Annotated in this window: 18 protein-coding genes, 1 pseudogene and 1 riboswitch; of the genes and pseudogenes, 6 read left to right on the top strand and 13 right to left on the bottom strand. The window is 47.0% G+C overall.

The window, feature by feature from the left end:
* Positions 1-55 precede the first annotated feature (55 nt).
* Positions 56-144: riboswitch (cyclic di-GMP riboswitch) on the bottom strand.
* Positions 145-163: 19 nt separating this feature from the next.
* The 5 genes from ETHHA_RS09750 to ETHHA_RS09730 are packed head-to-tail and all read right to left on the bottom strand — an operon-like array spanning position 164 to position 4,617.
* Complete coding sequence (locus ETHHA_RS09750; protein WP_013485814.1) at positions 164-973, bottom strand: acyl-CoA dehydratase activase; 810 nt, start codon at positions 971-973, stop codon at positions 164-166.
* Positions 974-977: 4 nt separating this feature from the next.
* The gene (locus ETHHA_RS09745; protein WP_013485813.1) at positions 978-2,210 is read right to left on the bottom strand and encodes a 2-hydroxyacyl-CoA dehydratase subunit D; all 1,233 of its coding nucleotides are present in this window, start codon (positions 2,208-2,210) and stop codon (positions 978-980) included.
* On the bottom strand, positions 2,210-2,923 hold the full coding sequence (locus ETHHA_RS09740; RefSeq protein WP_013485812.1) for a 4Fe-4S binding protein: 714 nt from the start codon (positions 2,921-2,923) through the stop codon (positions 2,210-2,212). The genes ETHHA_RS09745 and ETHHA_RS09740 overlap by 1 nt, the downstream gene beginning before the upstream one ends.
* Positions 2,920-3,318 carry a hypothetical protein gene (locus ETHHA_RS09735; RefSeq protein WP_013485811.1) on the bottom strand — a complete coding sequence of 133 codons (399 nt, stop codon included), beginning with the start codon at positions 3,316-3,318 and terminating at the stop codon, positions 2,920-2,922. The genes ETHHA_RS09740 and ETHHA_RS09735 overlap by 4 nt, the downstream gene beginning before the upstream one ends.
* Positions 3,319-3,366: 48 nt before the next feature.
* On the bottom strand, positions 3,367-4,617 hold the full coding sequence (locus ETHHA_RS09730) for a 2-hydroxyacyl-CoA dehydratase family protein (RefSeq protein WP_013485810.1): 1,251 nt from the start codon (positions 4,615-4,617) through the stop codon (positions 3,367-3,369).
* 30 nt (positions 4,618-4,647) lie between these two features.
* Here ETHHA_RS09730 and ETHHA_RS09725 point away from each other — a divergent pair, with 30 nt between their 5' ends.
* Positions 4,648-5,331, top strand: a complete 684-nt coding sequence (locus tag ETHHA_RS09725; protein ID WP_013485809.1) for a Crp/Fnr family transcriptional regulator — start codon at positions 4,648-4,650, stop codon at positions 5,329-5,331.
* A 120-nt stretch (positions 5,332-5,451) separates the two neighbouring features.
* Here ETHHA_RS09725 and ETHHA_RS09720 read toward each other — a convergent pair whose 3' ends face one another.
* Positions 5,452-6,111: a Crp/Fnr family transcriptional regulator gene (locus ETHHA_RS09720; protein WP_013485808.1), complete on the bottom strand. Its 660-nt coding sequence runs from the start codon at positions 6,109-6,111 to the stop codon at positions 5,452-5,454.
* 98 nt (positions 6,112-6,209) lie between these two features.
* On the opposite strand from ETHHA_RS09720, the gene ETHHA_RS09715 reads away from it, so the two are divergent.
* Genes ETHHA_RS09715 through ETHHA_RS15230 form a run of 5 tightly spaced genes read left to right on the top strand, consistent with a single transcriptional unit; the run spans position 6,210 to position 9,293 of the window.
* The gene (locus ETHHA_RS09715) at positions 6,210-6,914 is read left to right on the top strand and encodes a 4Fe-4S binding protein (RefSeq protein WP_013485807.1); all 705 of its coding nucleotides are present in this window, start codon (positions 6,210-6,212) and stop codon (positions 6,912-6,914) included.
* Between the two features lie 15 nt (positions 6,915-6,929).
* Entirely contained in the window at positions 6,930-7,244 is a 315-nt protein-coding gene (locus ETHHA_RS09710; RefSeq protein WP_013485806.1) for a cupin domain-containing protein, read from the top strand.
* 20 nt (positions 7,245-7,264) lie between these two features.
* Complete coding sequence (gene rd / locus ETHHA_RS09705; RefSeq protein WP_013485805.1) at positions 7,265-7,429, top strand: rubredoxin; 165 nt, start codon at positions 7,265-7,267, stop codon at positions 7,427-7,429.
* 21 nt (positions 7,430-7,450) lie between these two features.
* Positions 7,451-9,082, top strand: coding sequence for a hydroxylamine reductase (hcp, locus tag ETHHA_RS09700; RefSeq protein ID WP_013485804.1), 1,632 nt, complete (start codon positions 7,451-7,453; stop codon positions 9,080-9,082).
* Positions 9,075-9,293 carry a ferredoxin gene (locus ETHHA_RS15230; RefSeq protein ID WP_341349187.1) on the top strand — a complete coding sequence of 73 codons (219 nt, stop codon included), beginning with the start codon at positions 9,075-9,077 and terminating at the stop codon, positions 9,291-9,293. The genes hcp and ETHHA_RS15230 overlap by 8 nt, the downstream gene beginning before the upstream one ends.
* A gap of 246 nt (positions 9,294-9,539) precedes the next feature.
* Here ETHHA_RS15230 and ETHHA_RS09690 read toward each other — a convergent pair whose 3' ends face one another.
* From ETHHA_RS09690 to ETHHA_RS09665, 7 genes and pseudogenes are all read right to left on the bottom strand, one after another.
* A complete protein-coding gene (locus ETHHA_RS09690; RefSeq protein WP_083803692.1) occupies positions 9,540-10,085 on the bottom strand; it encodes a tyrosine-type recombinase/integrase in 546 nt (181 codons plus the stop codon).
* A gap of 123 nt (positions 10,086-10,208) precedes the next feature.
* Complete coding sequence (locus ETHHA_RS16140) at positions 10,209-10,541, bottom strand: DUF4368 domain-containing protein (protein WP_049776596.1); 333 nt, start codon at positions 10,539-10,541, stop codon at positions 10,209-10,211.
* Positions 10,542-10,545: 4 nt separating this feature from the next.
* On the bottom strand, positions 10,546-11,115 hold the full coding sequence (locus ETHHA_RS16135; RefSeq protein ID WP_242822067.1) for a recombinase family protein: 570 nt from the start codon (positions 11,113-11,115) through the stop codon (positions 10,546-10,548).
* Positions 11,116-11,648: 533 nt separating this feature from the next.
* Positions 11,649-12,074: an RNA polymerase sigma factor gene (locus ETHHA_RS09680; RefSeq protein ID WP_013485802.1), complete on the bottom strand. Its 426-nt coding sequence runs from the start codon at positions 12,072-12,074 to the stop codon at positions 11,649-11,651.
* 495 nt (positions 12,075-12,569) lie between these two features.
* A pseudogene (locus ETHHA_RS15220) lies at positions 12,570-13,032 on the bottom strand (phosphatase PAP2 family protein).
* A gap of 286 nt (positions 13,033-13,318) precedes the next feature.
* The gene (locus ETHHA_RS09670; RefSeq protein ID WP_013485801.1) at positions 13,319-14,008 is read right to left on the bottom strand and encodes a response regulator transcription factor; all 690 of its coding nucleotides are present in this window, start codon (positions 14,006-14,008) and stop codon (positions 13,319-13,321) included.
* A gap of 1 nt (position 14,009) precedes the next feature.
* Positions 14,010-15,482: a sensor histidine kinase gene (locus ETHHA_RS09665; RefSeq protein ID WP_013485800.1), complete on the bottom strand. Its 1,473-nt coding sequence runs from the start codon at positions 15,480-15,482 to the stop codon at positions 14,010-14,012.
* Positions 15,483-15,887 lie beyond the last annotated feature (405 nt).

Below are 15,887 nucleotides of genomic sequence, written 5' to 3'. Positions count from 1 at the left end.
TTCATAATCAAAACATATCTTGACTCTATCCGGAGTGGCAGAGTCAAGATATGTTTTTTGCAACCAGACTATCATAGTACGTTTATTTACCTTAGACTCTTGGCTTTATGCCCCTGCCTTTCGGTCAGTTTGCCTTTTCTGATATTTAATTTTATATGCTAAATTAAGAAATTTGGACCTGCATTTTTTCAGTGTTATGCCTGCCAATTAAAGCAGCTCCGATTGCGCCGTTGAACTGCGGATAATTTGCCTTGTAAATATCGCACATCAGTTCATCTTCCAACGCAGATCGAAGAGCATCATTGTTAGCGCCGCCTCCGGTCATCATCACATCGCCATCCGACTTATATTTACGCGCCATTTTGGCGATACGGTTTGCCATGGCTATATGCATACCTGCAAGGATATCACTTCGGCTTTTCTTTTGAGCAAGAAGAGAGATCACTTCCGTCTGGGCGAAAACGGCGCAGGTGCTGTTGATTTGACAGGGGTCTGTACTCTCTTTCGCAAGCGAAGCAATCTGATCAATGGTAGTTTCCAGAAGATCAGCCACGACCTCCAAGAACTTTCCTGTTCCAGCGGCGCATTTATCATTCATTGTAAAATTAACGATATGTCCATCGGGGCCAAGGCTGATGATCTTGCTGTCTTGGCCTCCGATATCAATGATCAAGCGCGGATGCACGTTTTCAGGGGCTGTCAATTGTACACCGCAGGCATGAGCGGTGATTTCTGAAATTGTGGCATCTGCGAGGCCGATACTGCGCCTGCTGTATCCGGTTGCGGTGATTACGGCGATATCATTGCGTGTGATACTTTGGCTCGCATAGATCTTTTCCAGCAATTTGGCCGCAGTTTCCTCACAGTCGATGCCTGTTGGAAGAAGTTCAGCGCCTAAAACACAGTTATCCTTTATCAATGCCGCTTTCAGGTATGTCGAACCGGCATCCAGCCCCACATAATAGTTTCCCATGTATTTATCTCCTTTGTTCTATCAATTCAACAAACGCTTCCAGACGGATTTTTACCTGTTCTGCATCCTCGGCGGAGAAATCTGTTTCCACACGCAGAACCGGAATATCAAGCTTATCTGCCAGCTGTTCCACCATGGACAATTCGAAGTCGTAAGGCGTGCAGCCGCGCAGGATATGATAAATAACGCCCTCCGCTTTCGTCTGACGCAGTTTTTCTGTGAGACTGCTGAGGCGATCGTCCGTCTGCTCGAATACCGGACACGTACATGCGCAGACATATCGCGCCGTAAGCGCACGTAAGATGCCGTCTGTACTGTACTCATCAGGAACAACGGGGTCATATAAAAGCCTCCCCGCCATACACGTCTCGTCTCCGACAATCTGTGCCCCCAGACCTTCCATCAAAAACGGCAGTTTATAGTTTGGAAATGTAATGGGAGAGCCTGCGATAAAGATACGCGGCTTTTTCCTTTTCAAAGGCTGCATGGCAGCTGCTTTTTGGGAAAGTCCGGCATTTAGTATTTTCGCGTGCTGCGCCCAGCTTTCCGGCGTATCATAGCAATAGCTGTTCAGCACAGCCATAACCTGTGAACCCGTGACAGGCGGATTGTCGGATGAGAGCAAGCCGTATAGTTTATATGCTTCCTGCTGTGCCGCATTAATGCTTTTGCAGGATTCAATCAGTTTCCGGTTGGAGAACCTGCGGCCCGTTTCTTTGGAAATACTTTTCATGAGAGCATGCATGTTTTGCAGGTTCTGCGCAAAGCGTTCCTCCGACTTATCCATTTCAATCGGCAAGGGAATAACCGGAAGGTACTGCGACAAAAGCGCAGCGCTTTTTCGCTTGCCATCGCAGGTCATCGGCAGCACTGCCAGCCTGCACTGCTGATAGATCGGCATGACGCGCATTGCGTGAAAACCGGCAGTTGCCTTCAGGACTGGGCAGGCATCACGCGGGACGATCTCATCCCCGATCATCGCCGCAACGCTGTGCCCAGCGCATAAGCGCAGCGGCCTGTAGCCGAATGCGTATATCATTTCATCCGGCACCATCACGCAGTAGCTACCTATGTACTCGTTGTCATCCTTTTCAAAATCGACGAATGTTCTTTTAAGAACATTCGTAAAATATTCAAGCCCCTTGGGAACATCTCCTATGGATGTCAACTGTTTCAGTGAACCAGCCGAAACGCGCGAAATATTTCGCTTATAACGTTCTAATGTACGCTCTTCCATTATTTCACCTGCTTACTATTACGTTTGGATGACAATACCTTTTTCCCAAACAGGGTAAAGGAAAGCACATCCTGCTCCGGGCATGCCTCAATGCATTTCATACAGTAGATACAATCCGAGTGAGTGATATCGGATTTGTTGCGTTCTTCATAAATGGAGCGGATATCCATTGGACAACATTCAAGACAAGCGCGGCAGTGTGTACACGCGGTGCCGTCCTTTTTAATTTTTCCGAAGCTGATTTTATTGACAAAGCCCCGGAGTGTCCCTAGCGGACAGTATTTACAGAACGCCCTTTCTTTCAGAAAACAAATTCCCGTTACAATACCGACAATAATGATTTTATAGATACTCATATCTGCGCTGCTGAAGGAAAGGTCGGGCCGTATATACATAACTGGGCGCAGCCCAAAAAACAAAACGCTGGCCAGAAAATATACAAGTATGATCCATTTCAGCGGACGCAAATAGGATTTCACCTTTAATGACACGTGGAACGTCGGAATATGCAGTTTTTTCCGAAGCATTGAAAGCAGTTCCTGATAAAAGCCCAGCGGGCAGACATAGCCGCACCAGAGACGCCCAAAAACCAGAGCGCTGAAGATGCTGAGCAACAAAATAATAATCCGGTATCCGCTTCCCAGAAAAACGAGTACAGCAACGGCAATCAGTAGACACATGATACGGAAAGCCGTAATTTTACGCTGCTTCAATGTGTCTCCTCCTCACTCCGCAGTACCGGAAGCGGTGCAACGCGTTTTTTCTTTTTTTGGTAATAGATTATCATGCCTCCCGATGTCAATACGGCAATACCTAAAATAGAGGCAACATTTTCAATGCGCTTAAGTGTTTTGGCCTGCATAGCGGTTTCGGTTTGATTGCCACCGTTTGGCTGGGCTGCGTTCCCTGCGCTTTGCATTATATTGCTTGCGGGTGCTGAGTTTCCAACCTCTGAGCTCCGCGCAAGATTCGTTTTGACGGTGAAAAAGGCGATCGTGACAAGAGCAGCTACAATCACGACGGCAATAATCCTACGATGCGCTTTTGCCGCTTTTATCTTTTCCGCAGCCTTTTGATGCAGTTCTTGTAAAAGAAAGCTGAATGGCATAAGTTCCTCCTTAATCGCTTTGAGTTTTAAGCTGATAAATATTTATTTTTATACTGCCGCAGGCAGTTTTCCGGTCTGCGTCAGCAGTTCTGAAAATGCTTCCAGGCGGATTTTGATCTGCTCGGTATCGGCATTCGTATAATCTGTTTCAATGCAGACGAACGGAATCCCCGCCCTGATGGCGGCCTTTTCAATCCGATTCGCTTCATAAGCATACATGAGTTGTCCCTTGAGCAGATGGTATATGACACCGCTGGCGTTTTGCAGGAAAGAAGTATCAGAACACAGTGCGCGAGCAATATCGTTTTGTGCCGATCTGTAATGAATTTCATTCAGATCCCTGAACATGGAATTCAGCGAGAAAGGATCATGCTCCATAAGCTCTGTGTAATCCTCCGGATCAGGGACTCCGCAGTGATTCTCATAATCTTGGATGCCGACATTATGTAATACAGTCAGGATTTTGACATTCGGGAAAAAGATCGGTGACCCGATCAGCAGCAGATGGGACCGGTTTTCGGGCATCGGCTTCAGGTTTTCCTCGGCGAATCCATTCACGCGGTCGGTCCATTCCTGAATGTCAGGAGCAAGATAATAGGTCTGCTTGATAAAATCCTTTGCGATTTGCGGAATATCCATAGTCTTAAGGCGCCGGATGGCATCATGTGCGCTGGTGATTTGCTTCGCGGCAGTTCGGATGCTCTTGGCGGTGATCGGTCGGTGTGTGAGCTTTTGCAGCTCCATAACTAAATCCATCTGTGACGACCGAAACCGTGATGTGGCTTTTGAATCCAGAAATGGCTCCTCCTCCATCACGATCACCGGATGCCCTAGGTCTTTTAAATAAGGCACAACTTTACGCGTATCTGTGTTGCTTACCGGCACAACCATCCCGGTGATATCCCTTATGCAGGAGAGCTGTCCGGAAAAGAGAATGCTGCTTGCGGATTTGAGCACAGGGTCCGAAATCTGCGGAAACACCTGTTCTGCGTATTGATCCGTAAAGTAATTACCACCAAACAGAAATTGCGGGTTTGCACCGGCAGCCCGGATATATAATTCAGGAATACCGGTTCCCAATACCGCTATGGACGGCATTTCTGTCTTTTGTTCCCCAAACCAGAATCCCTTCCAGATATCGAAAAAATAATCCAGCGGGATATCTGGTGCTTTTTCGCGCACGGCATCCATCGATTTCAGGATTTGATCCTCATATTTTTTATCCAAAACATTTAAGGCCCCTTTCATCTTTGATACTTTTGTATTATAATCAAAAACAAAAGTGAAAGGAGTAACCATGGTTACTCCTTTGAAGAGAGGTGCGATATTTTGGATAATTTTATTTCTTTTCTAGAAACGGTAAATCTGTTTAAGTGCTTCTCGAATAATGAACTGGATAAATTGTTTCAAAATAATCTTTACCGTACCAGCACTTACTTCAAAGATTCCATAGTACATCTTCAGAACGAAAAATGTGAAAGCCTTGACATCATTTTGAGCGGGACTGTCTTAGTACAAAAAATTGATTCGGATGGGGATCTGCTCACGATTTGCAGTTTTTCGGCTGGTGAGGCTATGGGAGAAAATCTTCTTTTTTCACATAGAAATTTTTATCCCATGACGATCACAGCAAAGTGTGATACGGAAATTCTCCAAATCAAGAAGGAATTAATTATAAAGCTGTGCCAGGAAAACATGAAGTTCTTAAATGGTTTTCTCCAGTCTGCATCAGACAAAACATTGATTTTAATGGGGAAAATCAAGACTTTGGCATTGAAAACTATCAGGCAGTGCATCATTGAGTTTTTACTTTACGAGTATCGCGTTCAAAAGTCTACAACCATTAAATTGGATATGACAAAAAAAGAGTTGGCTGAAAAAATAGGAGTTCAAAGGCCTTCCTTATCAAGAGAGCTAAATAAAATGAGAAAAGATGGTCTTATTATCTATGATTCAAAACAGATTACCATCACGGATGTTGATTTGCTGAACAAACTGCACATTGATTCCTAAAAATATTATTATGTTGAAGCAAACAGTGCCATAATTATGTCATTCTTTGCGGCAAGAAATATGGTTTATTTTATCATTAACGTCAGAGGTATCGTTGAGACTGACTACCGCGCTGGTTTCTTATAACAGCTTGAATTGATTTTTGTGGTAGCTCAAAACGCCATCGTCCCTGAGCTTTGAAAGCTCAGCCGACATGGCGCTGCGTTCGACGGAAAGGTAATCCGCGAGTTCCTGCCGATTGAATGGGATATTGAAGCTGCTGCTTCCCGATTTCTTGGCCTCAACCGAAAGGTAGGCCATAAGCTTTTCACGGGTGGTGCGTTTCGAGGTGAATTCAATTTTCTGCGTCAGCAATATATTTTTCATGGATACGATATTCAACATATTCTGAATTAGCCTGCTGTGAAATCCGCACGCCTTGGCGCACGGAACGGCAAGTCTGTGACAGTCGATAAAGAGAAGATCGCTTTCGGTCGTTGTGATTACACTGACCGGAAGCGTTTTTATTTCCGCACAGGCAAAGGATTCCCCAAACAAATTTCCAATGTCAATTTTTCCAAGAATGCTTCTGTTCCCGTAATAGTCGTCCTGCACGACCTGAACCTGCCCCGATAAAACGATGCCGAATTTTTCAATGCTTTCGCCGCTGGAAAATACCGTTTGCCCTTTTTCGTAATGAACCGATTTTGCGGTAAGGCAAGACAAAAGCGACAGTAAATCTGATTCTTCAATGCCTTTGAATAATCGTACTGTCTTCAGCACATCCAAATAATCTTTCATAAAATCCTCTTTCGTTGGAATTCCAACCGACTTATTAATTTAAGAATAGTAAACTCAAATCATAAAGTCAACAACAACTTGAAAGTGGGGGACGGAACATGATTCGAAAAATTATCAGAATTGATGAAGAGAAATGCAACGGCTGCGGACTGTGCGCAAAAGCCTGTCACGAAGGGGCAATCGGAATGATAAACGGAAAGGCCAAGCTTCTCCGCGACGATTACTGCGACGGCCTCGGCGACTGTTTGCCGGCCTGCCCGACAGGGGCTATCAGTTTCGAGGAACGCGATGCAAAAGAATATGATGAAGCCGCCGTGAAGAAAAACAAGCTGAGCAAACAGGGAGAAACGCTGGCCTGCGGCTGCCCCGGTACGCAGTCTAAAACCATCCATCGGGAAAATAAGTGTGAGGCCGTCCATCCCAATATCAGCGAAAACAAAAGCCAGTTGTCACAGTGGCCCGTCCAAATCAAACTTGCGCCGGTCAACGCTCCTTATTTCGCGGACGCCAACCTCCTGATCGCCGCCGACTGTACGGCCTATGCTTACGGAGATTTTCACAACAGGTTTATCCGAAACAAAGTGACCCTGATCGGCTGCCCCAAGCTGGACGAAGGAGATTACAGCGACAAACTCACAGAAATCATTCGGAACAACAATATAAAAAGCGTTACGGTCGTCAGAATGGAAGTTCCCTGCTGCGGCGGGATTGAAAACGCAGTAAAAAGAGCGCTTCAAAACAGCGGCAAAATGATTCCCTGGCAGGTTGTCACGATTTCGACCGATGGCAGAATACTTGATTGAAAGGGGGTACGCACAATGATAGAAAAAGAATATAAGCTGTCCAGAACCAATGAAAAAGCGATAGAAAAGATCATATTTGACGAAAACCTTCATTACCTCCACATGGTGTTCAACAAGAATGAGGGTTTGCCGGAGCACTTTTCCAATTCAAACGTGTATATGACCGTCATTCGCGGAAGACTCTCCATCGGCCTTGATGATCAGGAAATCCATGAGTACGAGGCCGGAACTCTGGTGAAAATCCCGTTTCAAACTAAAATGAATGTCAGAAATGTTCATGACGAAACGATGGAGTTAATTGTCGTAAAAGCGCCCGCCCCAAAAAGCTGAGAAAACGAGGAGAAAACCAGATGAAAAAGTACAGATGTATTCCCTGCGGGTATGTCTATGATCCCGCGCTTGGCGATTCTGACAGCGGCATCGCGCTCGGCACGTCATTTGAAGATTTACCCGATGATTGGCAGTGCCCGATTTGTTTTGTCGGTAAGGACAATTTTGAACCTGTTGAAGACTGAATTTTAAAGGAGGAAGCAAAAATGAGTATGTTTTGCTATCAGTGTCAGGAAACTGCCGGAGGAAAGGGCTGCGCGGTGCGCGGCGTCTGCGGAAAAAACGAAGAAGTGGCAAAACTCCAGGATCTTCTGATTTACACGCTCAAGGGCATTTCCGAAATTGTAGTCAAAGGAAAGCTGGACGTCAAAACCCTCGGCGAGACAAATTATGAAGTTCTCAGCAGCCTGTTCATGACCATCACCAACGCGAATTTCGACGACGGCTCGATTGAAAAACAGATCATGAAAATGATTGCCGTAAGAGACAAGCTCAGAAATTCCGTTGCTTCTGCGGGTTTACACGATGCGGCCACGTTTATGGTAAGTTCCAGAGCGTCCATGCTGGAAAAGGCCGCTACCGTCGGCGTGCTGTCAACCGAAAACGAGGACGTGCGTTCTCTCCGCGAGATGATCACATACGGCCTTAAGGGTATGGCTGCTTACGCCGAGCACGCGAAAAACATCGGAAAAGAAGATTTGACCATCAACGCCTTCATCTATGAGGCACTGGCGGCAACACTGGACGACTCCCTCTCCGCCGACGATCTTGTCGCGCTGACGCTGAAAACCGGCGAATACGGCGTCAAAGTTATGGCGCTACTGGACGAGGCCAACACGTCACGGTTCGGCAATCCTGAAATCACCGAGGTCAATATCGGCGTCAGAAAAAATCCTGCGATCCTGATTTCCGGTCACGACCTGACCGATCTGGAGCAGCTTCTGGAGCAAACCAAAGGTACTGGCGTGGATGTGTATACCCACAGCGAGATGCTGCCTGCCCATTATTACCCGGCTTTCAAAAAATACGACAACTTTGCCGGAAACTACGGCAATGCATGGTGGAAGCAGCTTGAGGAATTTGTCTCCTTCCATGGCCCCATCCTCTTTACTACCAACTGCATCGTCCCGCCAAGAAGCGAGGAGGTCCGGGGCAGAATCTTTACCACGGGTTCCACCGGCTATCCCGGCTGCAAGCATATTGAAGCCGATGAGAACGGCAAAAAGGACTTTTCCGAGATCATCGCGCTTGCCAAGACTCTTCCCGCGCCCGATGAGATTGAGACTGGCAGCATTGTCGGCGGCTTTGCCCATAATCAGGTGATGGCTCTGGCAGACAAGATCGTCGATGCCGTCAAATCCGGTGCGATCAAAAAGTTCTTTGTTATGGCCGGCTGTGACGGACGTATGAAGTCCAGGGAATACTACACCGAGTTTGCGGAGAAGCTCCCGAAGGACACGGTAATTCTTACGGCGGGCTGTGCGAAGTATCGCTATAATAAACTGAAGCTGGGCGATATCGGCGGTATTCCGAGAGTTCTGGACGCCGGACAGTGCAACGACTCCTATTCTCTGGCGGTCATCGCCCTGAAACTCAAAGAGGTGTTTGGACTCGACGATATTAACAAGCTGCCGATTGCTTTCAATATCGCCTGGTACGAACAGAAGGCCGTCATCGTTCTCTTGGCTTTGCTGTACTTGGGCGTAAAGAACATCCACCTAGGCCCCACGCTGCCGGGTTTCCTGTCACCCAGCGTGGCAAAGGTCCTGATTGAAAAATTCGGAATCGCAGGCGTGGGAACAGTTGACGATGACATCAAGCTGTTTATGAATGCCTGATTTAAAAAAGGAGATTTGGCATATGAACGCAACAATCGACAGAAAGGGCTGTATTTCCTGCGGATTATGCACATCAACCTGTCCGGAGGTATTTCGGATGGCTGATGACGGGCATGCGGAGGTTTGCGCGGACCCTGTTCCTGAATCTGCGGAAGACACGGCAACGGAAGCACGGGATAACTGTCCCGTCTCTGTTATCACGGTAGAATAATCATAAATCAGCGCCCATTTGAAAGGCTTTCAGATGGGCGCTGATTAAAAAAGAAACAAAAGTAGTTATCAACAAAAAATTGTTATCACTAAAGGACGTGACAGCAGGTTGAAAAGCTGCGTAGAGCAACGATTCAGCCTGCTTTTTAAGCATCGGATTGGTGATAACAATAATGCAAAGGCAACGCTCTTTTTTATTCACGCAAAACCAGGAATCGGGAAATTGGTGATAACAATAAGGCTGTTCTCACCTAAGCCCGTACAGCTTTTTCAATGTTTCCTCGTCACTGACTGTATATTTTCCGGTTGAAGGATTCTTTTTCGCCGGACTGCTTGAACTTTCTGCAAGCTCAATTGCCCTGCGTTTCTGCTCGGTATCGGCATGAGCGTATACAAGCGTTGTCTGTAGGTTTGCGTGCCCAAGCCATTGAGATACAAGCGTCAAATCCATTCCCCTCTGGTACAGATGCATCGCTCGGCTGTGGCGAAACAGATGCGGATGGACATTCTCAGGAATCTCCGGACAGTATTTCCTTGCTTTTTGTCCGTATTCTCGTAGGAATACCCGAACATTGTTGGCTGTCATCCTGTGGTGCTCACCGTATCTCATGGTGTAGAAAATATATTTCTGCGAGTATTCGTTTTCATCCGGATGAAATCTCTGTAGATATTTTTTGAAATGACTGGCGGTTCTCTGCGCCAGCGGAACACGTCTGGTTTTTTTTCCTTTGCCAAACAACTGCATCGTTGCCGGAGATCCCGTTTTCACATCGCATATCCGCGCATTAAGCATTTCATCAAGAACATGCGCTGTTTAGGAAGGGGGCTTCTCACTCTCGCTTTTTTATGACAGACCGGCAGAAATCAATCGCAAATCGTTTGCGCTCCTGCAAATAATAATGACTTCTCTTCAATATTAAGTTTCTATTGACCCTATGAAGCGGTAAAACACTCTGATATTCTGGCTGCGTTGGCCGTTGACGTCTGTGTGCTCACCGACTTCAATATGGTCTATCAGTTCGTCCACTGTCTCACGGTCAAGCTCCTGTAAGTGCAGATGCTTTCGGATAACCGCCGCCCAATTCTGAATGTTGGCGGCATTCTGTTCAGATTTTCTGATTTTGGAAAGAAGCGTGTCGAGGCGTTCCGCCTTTTGAAGCCGCTCCTGTTCATTTTTTTGTATTAGCACCGTGAAACTGGCCTCGCTGATCGTGCCACTGACCTTATCCTCGTAGAGCTTCGCAGTCATGTGCTCAAGCTCCTGAATACGGCGGTGCAGCCTGCCGACCTCCTGCCGGGTATCTTCCTGACGTTGGGTGTCGTCGGCTGACATCTTTTTTTTTCAGCATGTCCAGCACGGCGGTTTCGTCAAATTCCAGCGCTTCGGCGCGCGCCTTAATCTCAGCCATGACGAGTTTTTTCAGCTTGATTTCGGAAATACCGTGACGCGAACACGCGCTTCGGCCGGAATTGGCATATCTCCCGCAAAAGTAAGAAACATATTTCCTGACATCGCCGTTTTTTCTATGCTGCGTCTCTCTGTTTGCCAAAAGCTGCCCCTTGCAGTCGGCGCATATCAACTTGCCGGTAAACAGGTGTGGCTGCGGTGCGGCGTTATTTATGGAACGAAACTTTGCCAGCCGGTTGATTTCCTGAACCGCGTCCCATACTTCCGGTGAAATAATGGCGTCAAAGGCATTCTCATGGCAGATCCAATCCGTTTCCGGCTTTCGTATCGTGGTTTTGTCCTTATAAGAGAGGGAACCGGTTTGATTTTGAATCAGGTTTCCGAGATAGGCTTCGTTGTTCAGGACGTTTTTCACGGTGGCATACATCCACAGTTTTGCATATTTGCACTTGCCATTTATTGCATATTGGCACTGCCCTCACGGGCAACGCGAAACAATTACGGCGCGGCTGTTCCTTGTTTCGATTTGCTTTTTATATTTACAGACATTCCGGACGAACAGGCGGCGTACCTGTTACCATAGGAATCGCACCTCCCCCCATGATGATGGCGGGCCGTTCTCATTGCCTGCGACGGTTTTATCACGCTCGGACTGTGACTGAACGGAAGTTTCATTACATACAGATAATTGCCGCAGAGCTGCCTTGCGCCTGAAAGACGCTGCTCTGCCTGCGGCGCTGGTGTTTTTCGCTCCCTTTCCGTCACGCTGAAATCAGTCACCCTCTCCCGCGTAAGGAAAGATCGTGGCGCACCCGCCGTCCGGCTCCCTGTATGCCGCTGCTTGCGGTATGTATCCGGCTTGTCCTTTATTCGATTTTCAAGGTTCAGCGAAGAATAAAAACATATCCCTCATAAACCTTTTCATTTTTAGGGCAGAAGTAAGTGAGCTTAGAGAGACTTTTTTAAAAACTTTTCCATATTTTTTAGTCCTCGGTCGATAGCTTCACCAACCACAGTCTTGCTGACACCTTCGGCTCTGGCAATGACACTCTTGCTCATACCCAAAAAGTAATGAGCATAGATGCGTTTGGCCTGCTTGTCCGGCAATGCGGCAATGGCAGCGTGAAGCTGCTCTATGGTCACTTTGCGCTCATAGATTTCGCAGGGGGACAGGGACACAAACAGGATGTCGCGCTCAATGCTGTCTCCGCGATCCAGAGAGTAATACGCCTTATGGCGGTATCTCCGCAGGTAGTAGGCAGCTTCGGCCCGTTCATAGGAATCCATGAGCACCGCAACTTCGTCAGGCACTTCGATGATGCAGTCAGTGGTATAGAAATCGGGATAGTAGTCCCGCAGATTGATCCTTGTCATTTGTCTTTCCTCCGTTTCGATTTTTTGGGGTACGGCAAATCGAAACAGAGGCAGGCGGTGAGCGGCAACCGACTAAATTTCCTTTTATACGACAAAAAAGGTCCATTTGGATGTAAACCAAATGGACCTTAGTGCAAATAGGGATTCTATATATCCTGTTTTTGTACTTTGTCAGTTTCTGTTGTTGCCCGTAATTATCTGTTAGATAGTACGGACTTTTGGGGAGAAGTCTACCAATTAGAGAGGTATGTACCAGATAAAAATCCGCTTCATCACGCTCGACCGCTACATGGCAGCGGTCGCTTGAAGTTCACGTTATATCGAATACGCATAGAGTACCCCCTCCAAACGGTGAGCTTAGAGGGGTACAATATTAATCATTCAGGTATCGCAACAGCCCCCAAAACTCACATTTTTTGTTGGGCAGGTATTGCATTCTTTTTGAATTCATCGTGTTAAAGCCTGCCGAAAACAATAGCCACAAAATCCCAAAAATCAGCGGCGTTGATATATGATATATTCAATATGTTTAGCCAGTTTGTATGCTGAAAATCCGAAAACACAGCCAAGCAGCATCCCGGCCAATATATCAGATGGATAATGTACATAGAGGTAGAGCCGTGAAAAGGCGATGAGTGCCGCCAGCACCAATGAGGGTCCACAGTTTTCGGCGGCAGAAGAACAATGTGGATACCGACGCAAAGGCCATTGCTGTATGCCCGGATGGAAAAGAAAAATCCGTGGGACGCGGTATCAGCATCTTTACTGTCTTATTTACATCACAGGGCCGGATACGGGCAACAAACGGCTTTAATATCCCATTGCAGATGATAACTGTCAGAACCAGTGCGCAGCATAGGGCGATTCCCGTTTTTCGATATTTTCGACTAACGAGCAGACAGAGCGCTAAAACGATCCAAATGGCTCCGAAATTGCCCAGCTTCGTGACCAAGGGCATAAACACATCGAGCCACGGTGCTCGGCAGTGGTTATAGATGAAATTCAAGATCGTAAAATCAACTGATAACAAGAAGGCCACATCCTTAACCAGCTTATGCGTCGATTGTATCAGCCGCATTTAAACTACCGTTTTCTTGGAGATAAACTGAGGATAAACTACTTTTAGAAAATCTTCTGCCCTGCTTGTTTTCTGTATCATGAGTCTTTATAAATAAAAGATCCACTTGCTTTCCGGCACAAAGCGGCAGAAGCAATCGGAAAAAATATAGGGCCAAAAATATCATCTACGCCTTAAAACGATAACCCGCTCCCCGAACCGTTTGGATATACCGGGGATTGCCCGGATCTTCCTCAATTTTGTCCCGCAGCCGGTTGATGTGGACGGCGACCGTGGCGTTGTCTCCCATGGCGTCCATGCCCCAGATACGCTCGTAAAGCGTTTCTCGGTTTAACACCACATCGGCGTTTTGCGCCATAAACAGCAAAAGCTCATATTCCTTGTTTTTCAGCTCAATTTCCGTGTCGTTTACATAGACTCTGTGGGTATCGGTGTTTATGCGGATACTGCCTATGGCGATTTGTATTGGAGCAGTTCTATCCGTTTTCCTGAGTCTGGCGTACTGCGCCAGATTCGCCTTGACTCGCGCTACCAATACGCTTGGTGAGAAGGGCTTCTCAATGTAATCGTCCGCACCAAGGCCCAGACCGCGTATTTTATCAATATCCTCCCGCCGGGCCGTAACCATCAGGATGGGAATATCCAGCGATTCCCGCAGCCTGCGGCAGACGGTAAAACCGTCGATACCGGGAAGCATCAGGTCCAGTAGGATCAGGTCAAAGCTACCTTGTAACGCTTTTTCCATACCGCTCCTGCCGTCCTGCGAAATCACCACCTCGAACTGTTCAACCAAAAGGTAATCCCGCTCAATGGCAGCGATGGCGGTATCGTCTTCTATTATCAGTATTTTCTGCATGTTATTCCTCCGCTTTCGGCAGGCAAATCACAATTTTCAAACCGCCGTTTTCGCCGACTTTTGCCTCAATCGTTCCGTTCATCCGTTGTATTGCATTAGCGGCAATGGCAAGTCCAAGGCCACTTCCGCGCTGAGGATTCTGCCGGGATGGATCACTGCGGTAAAACACTTCGAACAGATGGTGCAGCGCTTCCTCAGGAACGCCGGGACCGTCGTCACAAAGGGACAGGCGGTACTCTCCGTTTTCCTCCCGGAGGGAGATGGTCAAGGTTCCCATGTCCTTTGTTTTATACTTTACGCTGTTTTCCATAATGTTGGTCAGTACGCACCGGAGCTGATCCGGGTCGGCTGAAACGGTCGCCGGAACAAGATCATCGGTTGTTAGAAGCAGACCTCTTTCCTTGTATTCCGTACCCAATGCCCGTATAAGTTGCCGTACTTCGTCGTCAAGCCGCAGCAGTTCCGGATGGTCCGGGTACTCGCCTAACTCCATTTTGGAGAACAGGAAGATTTTCGCCAGCATACGATCTATGTCTTCCGCTTTGCTTTTGACAATTTCCAGGTATCCTTTTTGGGCTTCGGGAGTTTTGGCAACGCCGTCCAAAAGCCCTTCCACATAGGCGCGAATCGAGGTCAGCGGACTGCGCAGATCATGGGAGATGCCGACCAACAGCTCTTTACGGCTTTGCTCATGCTGCTGTGTCCGTTCTTCAGAAGCTTTGAGACGGGCCGCCATTTTATTAAAGTCGGTGCAGACGGGTGAAAATTCATCCTCACCGGTATAGTTGATGCGGTGCTCCAAATTTCCCTCACTGATCTGTTGTACTCCGCCCGAAAGGATCTCCAGCGGTTGTTCGATTTTCTGGAATACAAACCTGGTCAGGAAACGGTTCGTGAGCAAAATGGAAAAAATGATGGCAAACATCAAAACGATGGCGGACAAAACGAGCGCAACCTTCAGACTGCCGAAGGACAGTTGCGAAGGGCTGGAAAAAATAGAAATACGATAGACAACACCCTTAATTTCGGCTTGTTGGACATACAGTTCCCGGTTTCCATTGGAAACGAAGCCCTGACCGCCCAATGTAACTACGGCCTTCAGCAAAGCTTCGTCAGCGTCGGTAGCATGCCCGTATTGATAGAGATTTTTGCCGGAGTAATCCACAGATAGAGCCATGGCACTTTTGTCCAGTATCCCGCTGATCCCTGATAGATTCCCCGCAAGGTTTGCGTGAGTTCCTTCCTCCAGTGATTTCTCAACAAGCATGGAAATTCCCCGACTGGCCTTGTAAAAGTCCTCGCTGTCTTTAAAGCCAAGGCCCGTGCCGTACTGGACGGAGAACCATATGATGCTTATGCACACAAGCCCGATGAACGCGGTGATGACCACCGGCACGAGAATCATCAGAATATTGGAAATAACAAGCCGTTTTTTTACGGTCATTTTTTTTGTAAGCATGTCTTTTATTTTCATACCGGACACCACCTTGTCGATGTATATTTTAAAGTATATCATACATTTTTCGGTTCATCTTAAACTGTACATAAACAATCAGAAAGGCTTGCTTCCGTTCTTACTAATACCATATGGTAAAACGGTTTTGTCTCATTGGCAGAGCCGTTTTTTTATGCAGTTTAAGCAGAGTTTAACTTCTATTTGACTGGAGTTTATGTTGTGATGCTATGGTTGAATCATTAGAAAATAAGTTTAGTCGTTAACGGAGGCAAAGCATGGAGGCACCAATAAAAGGTTTATCTACACAGGAAGTAATGGAGCGGAAGGCACGCGGAGAATCGGGAGATAAGCCGGGTTCCATTACAAAGACCAAGGGGCAAATACTGAAAGAAAACATTTTCACGCTGTTCAATTTTCTCAATT

The organism is Ethanoligenens harbinense YUAN-3 (assembly GCF_000178115.2).
GTDB classification, from domain to species: Bacteria; Bacillota; Clostridia; order Oscillospirales; family Ethanoligenentaceae; genus Ethanoligenens; species Ethanoligenens harbinense.
The sequence above is the reverse complement of the archived record's forward strand: the minus strand, read 5'-3'. Positions and strand labels throughout refer to the sequence as shown.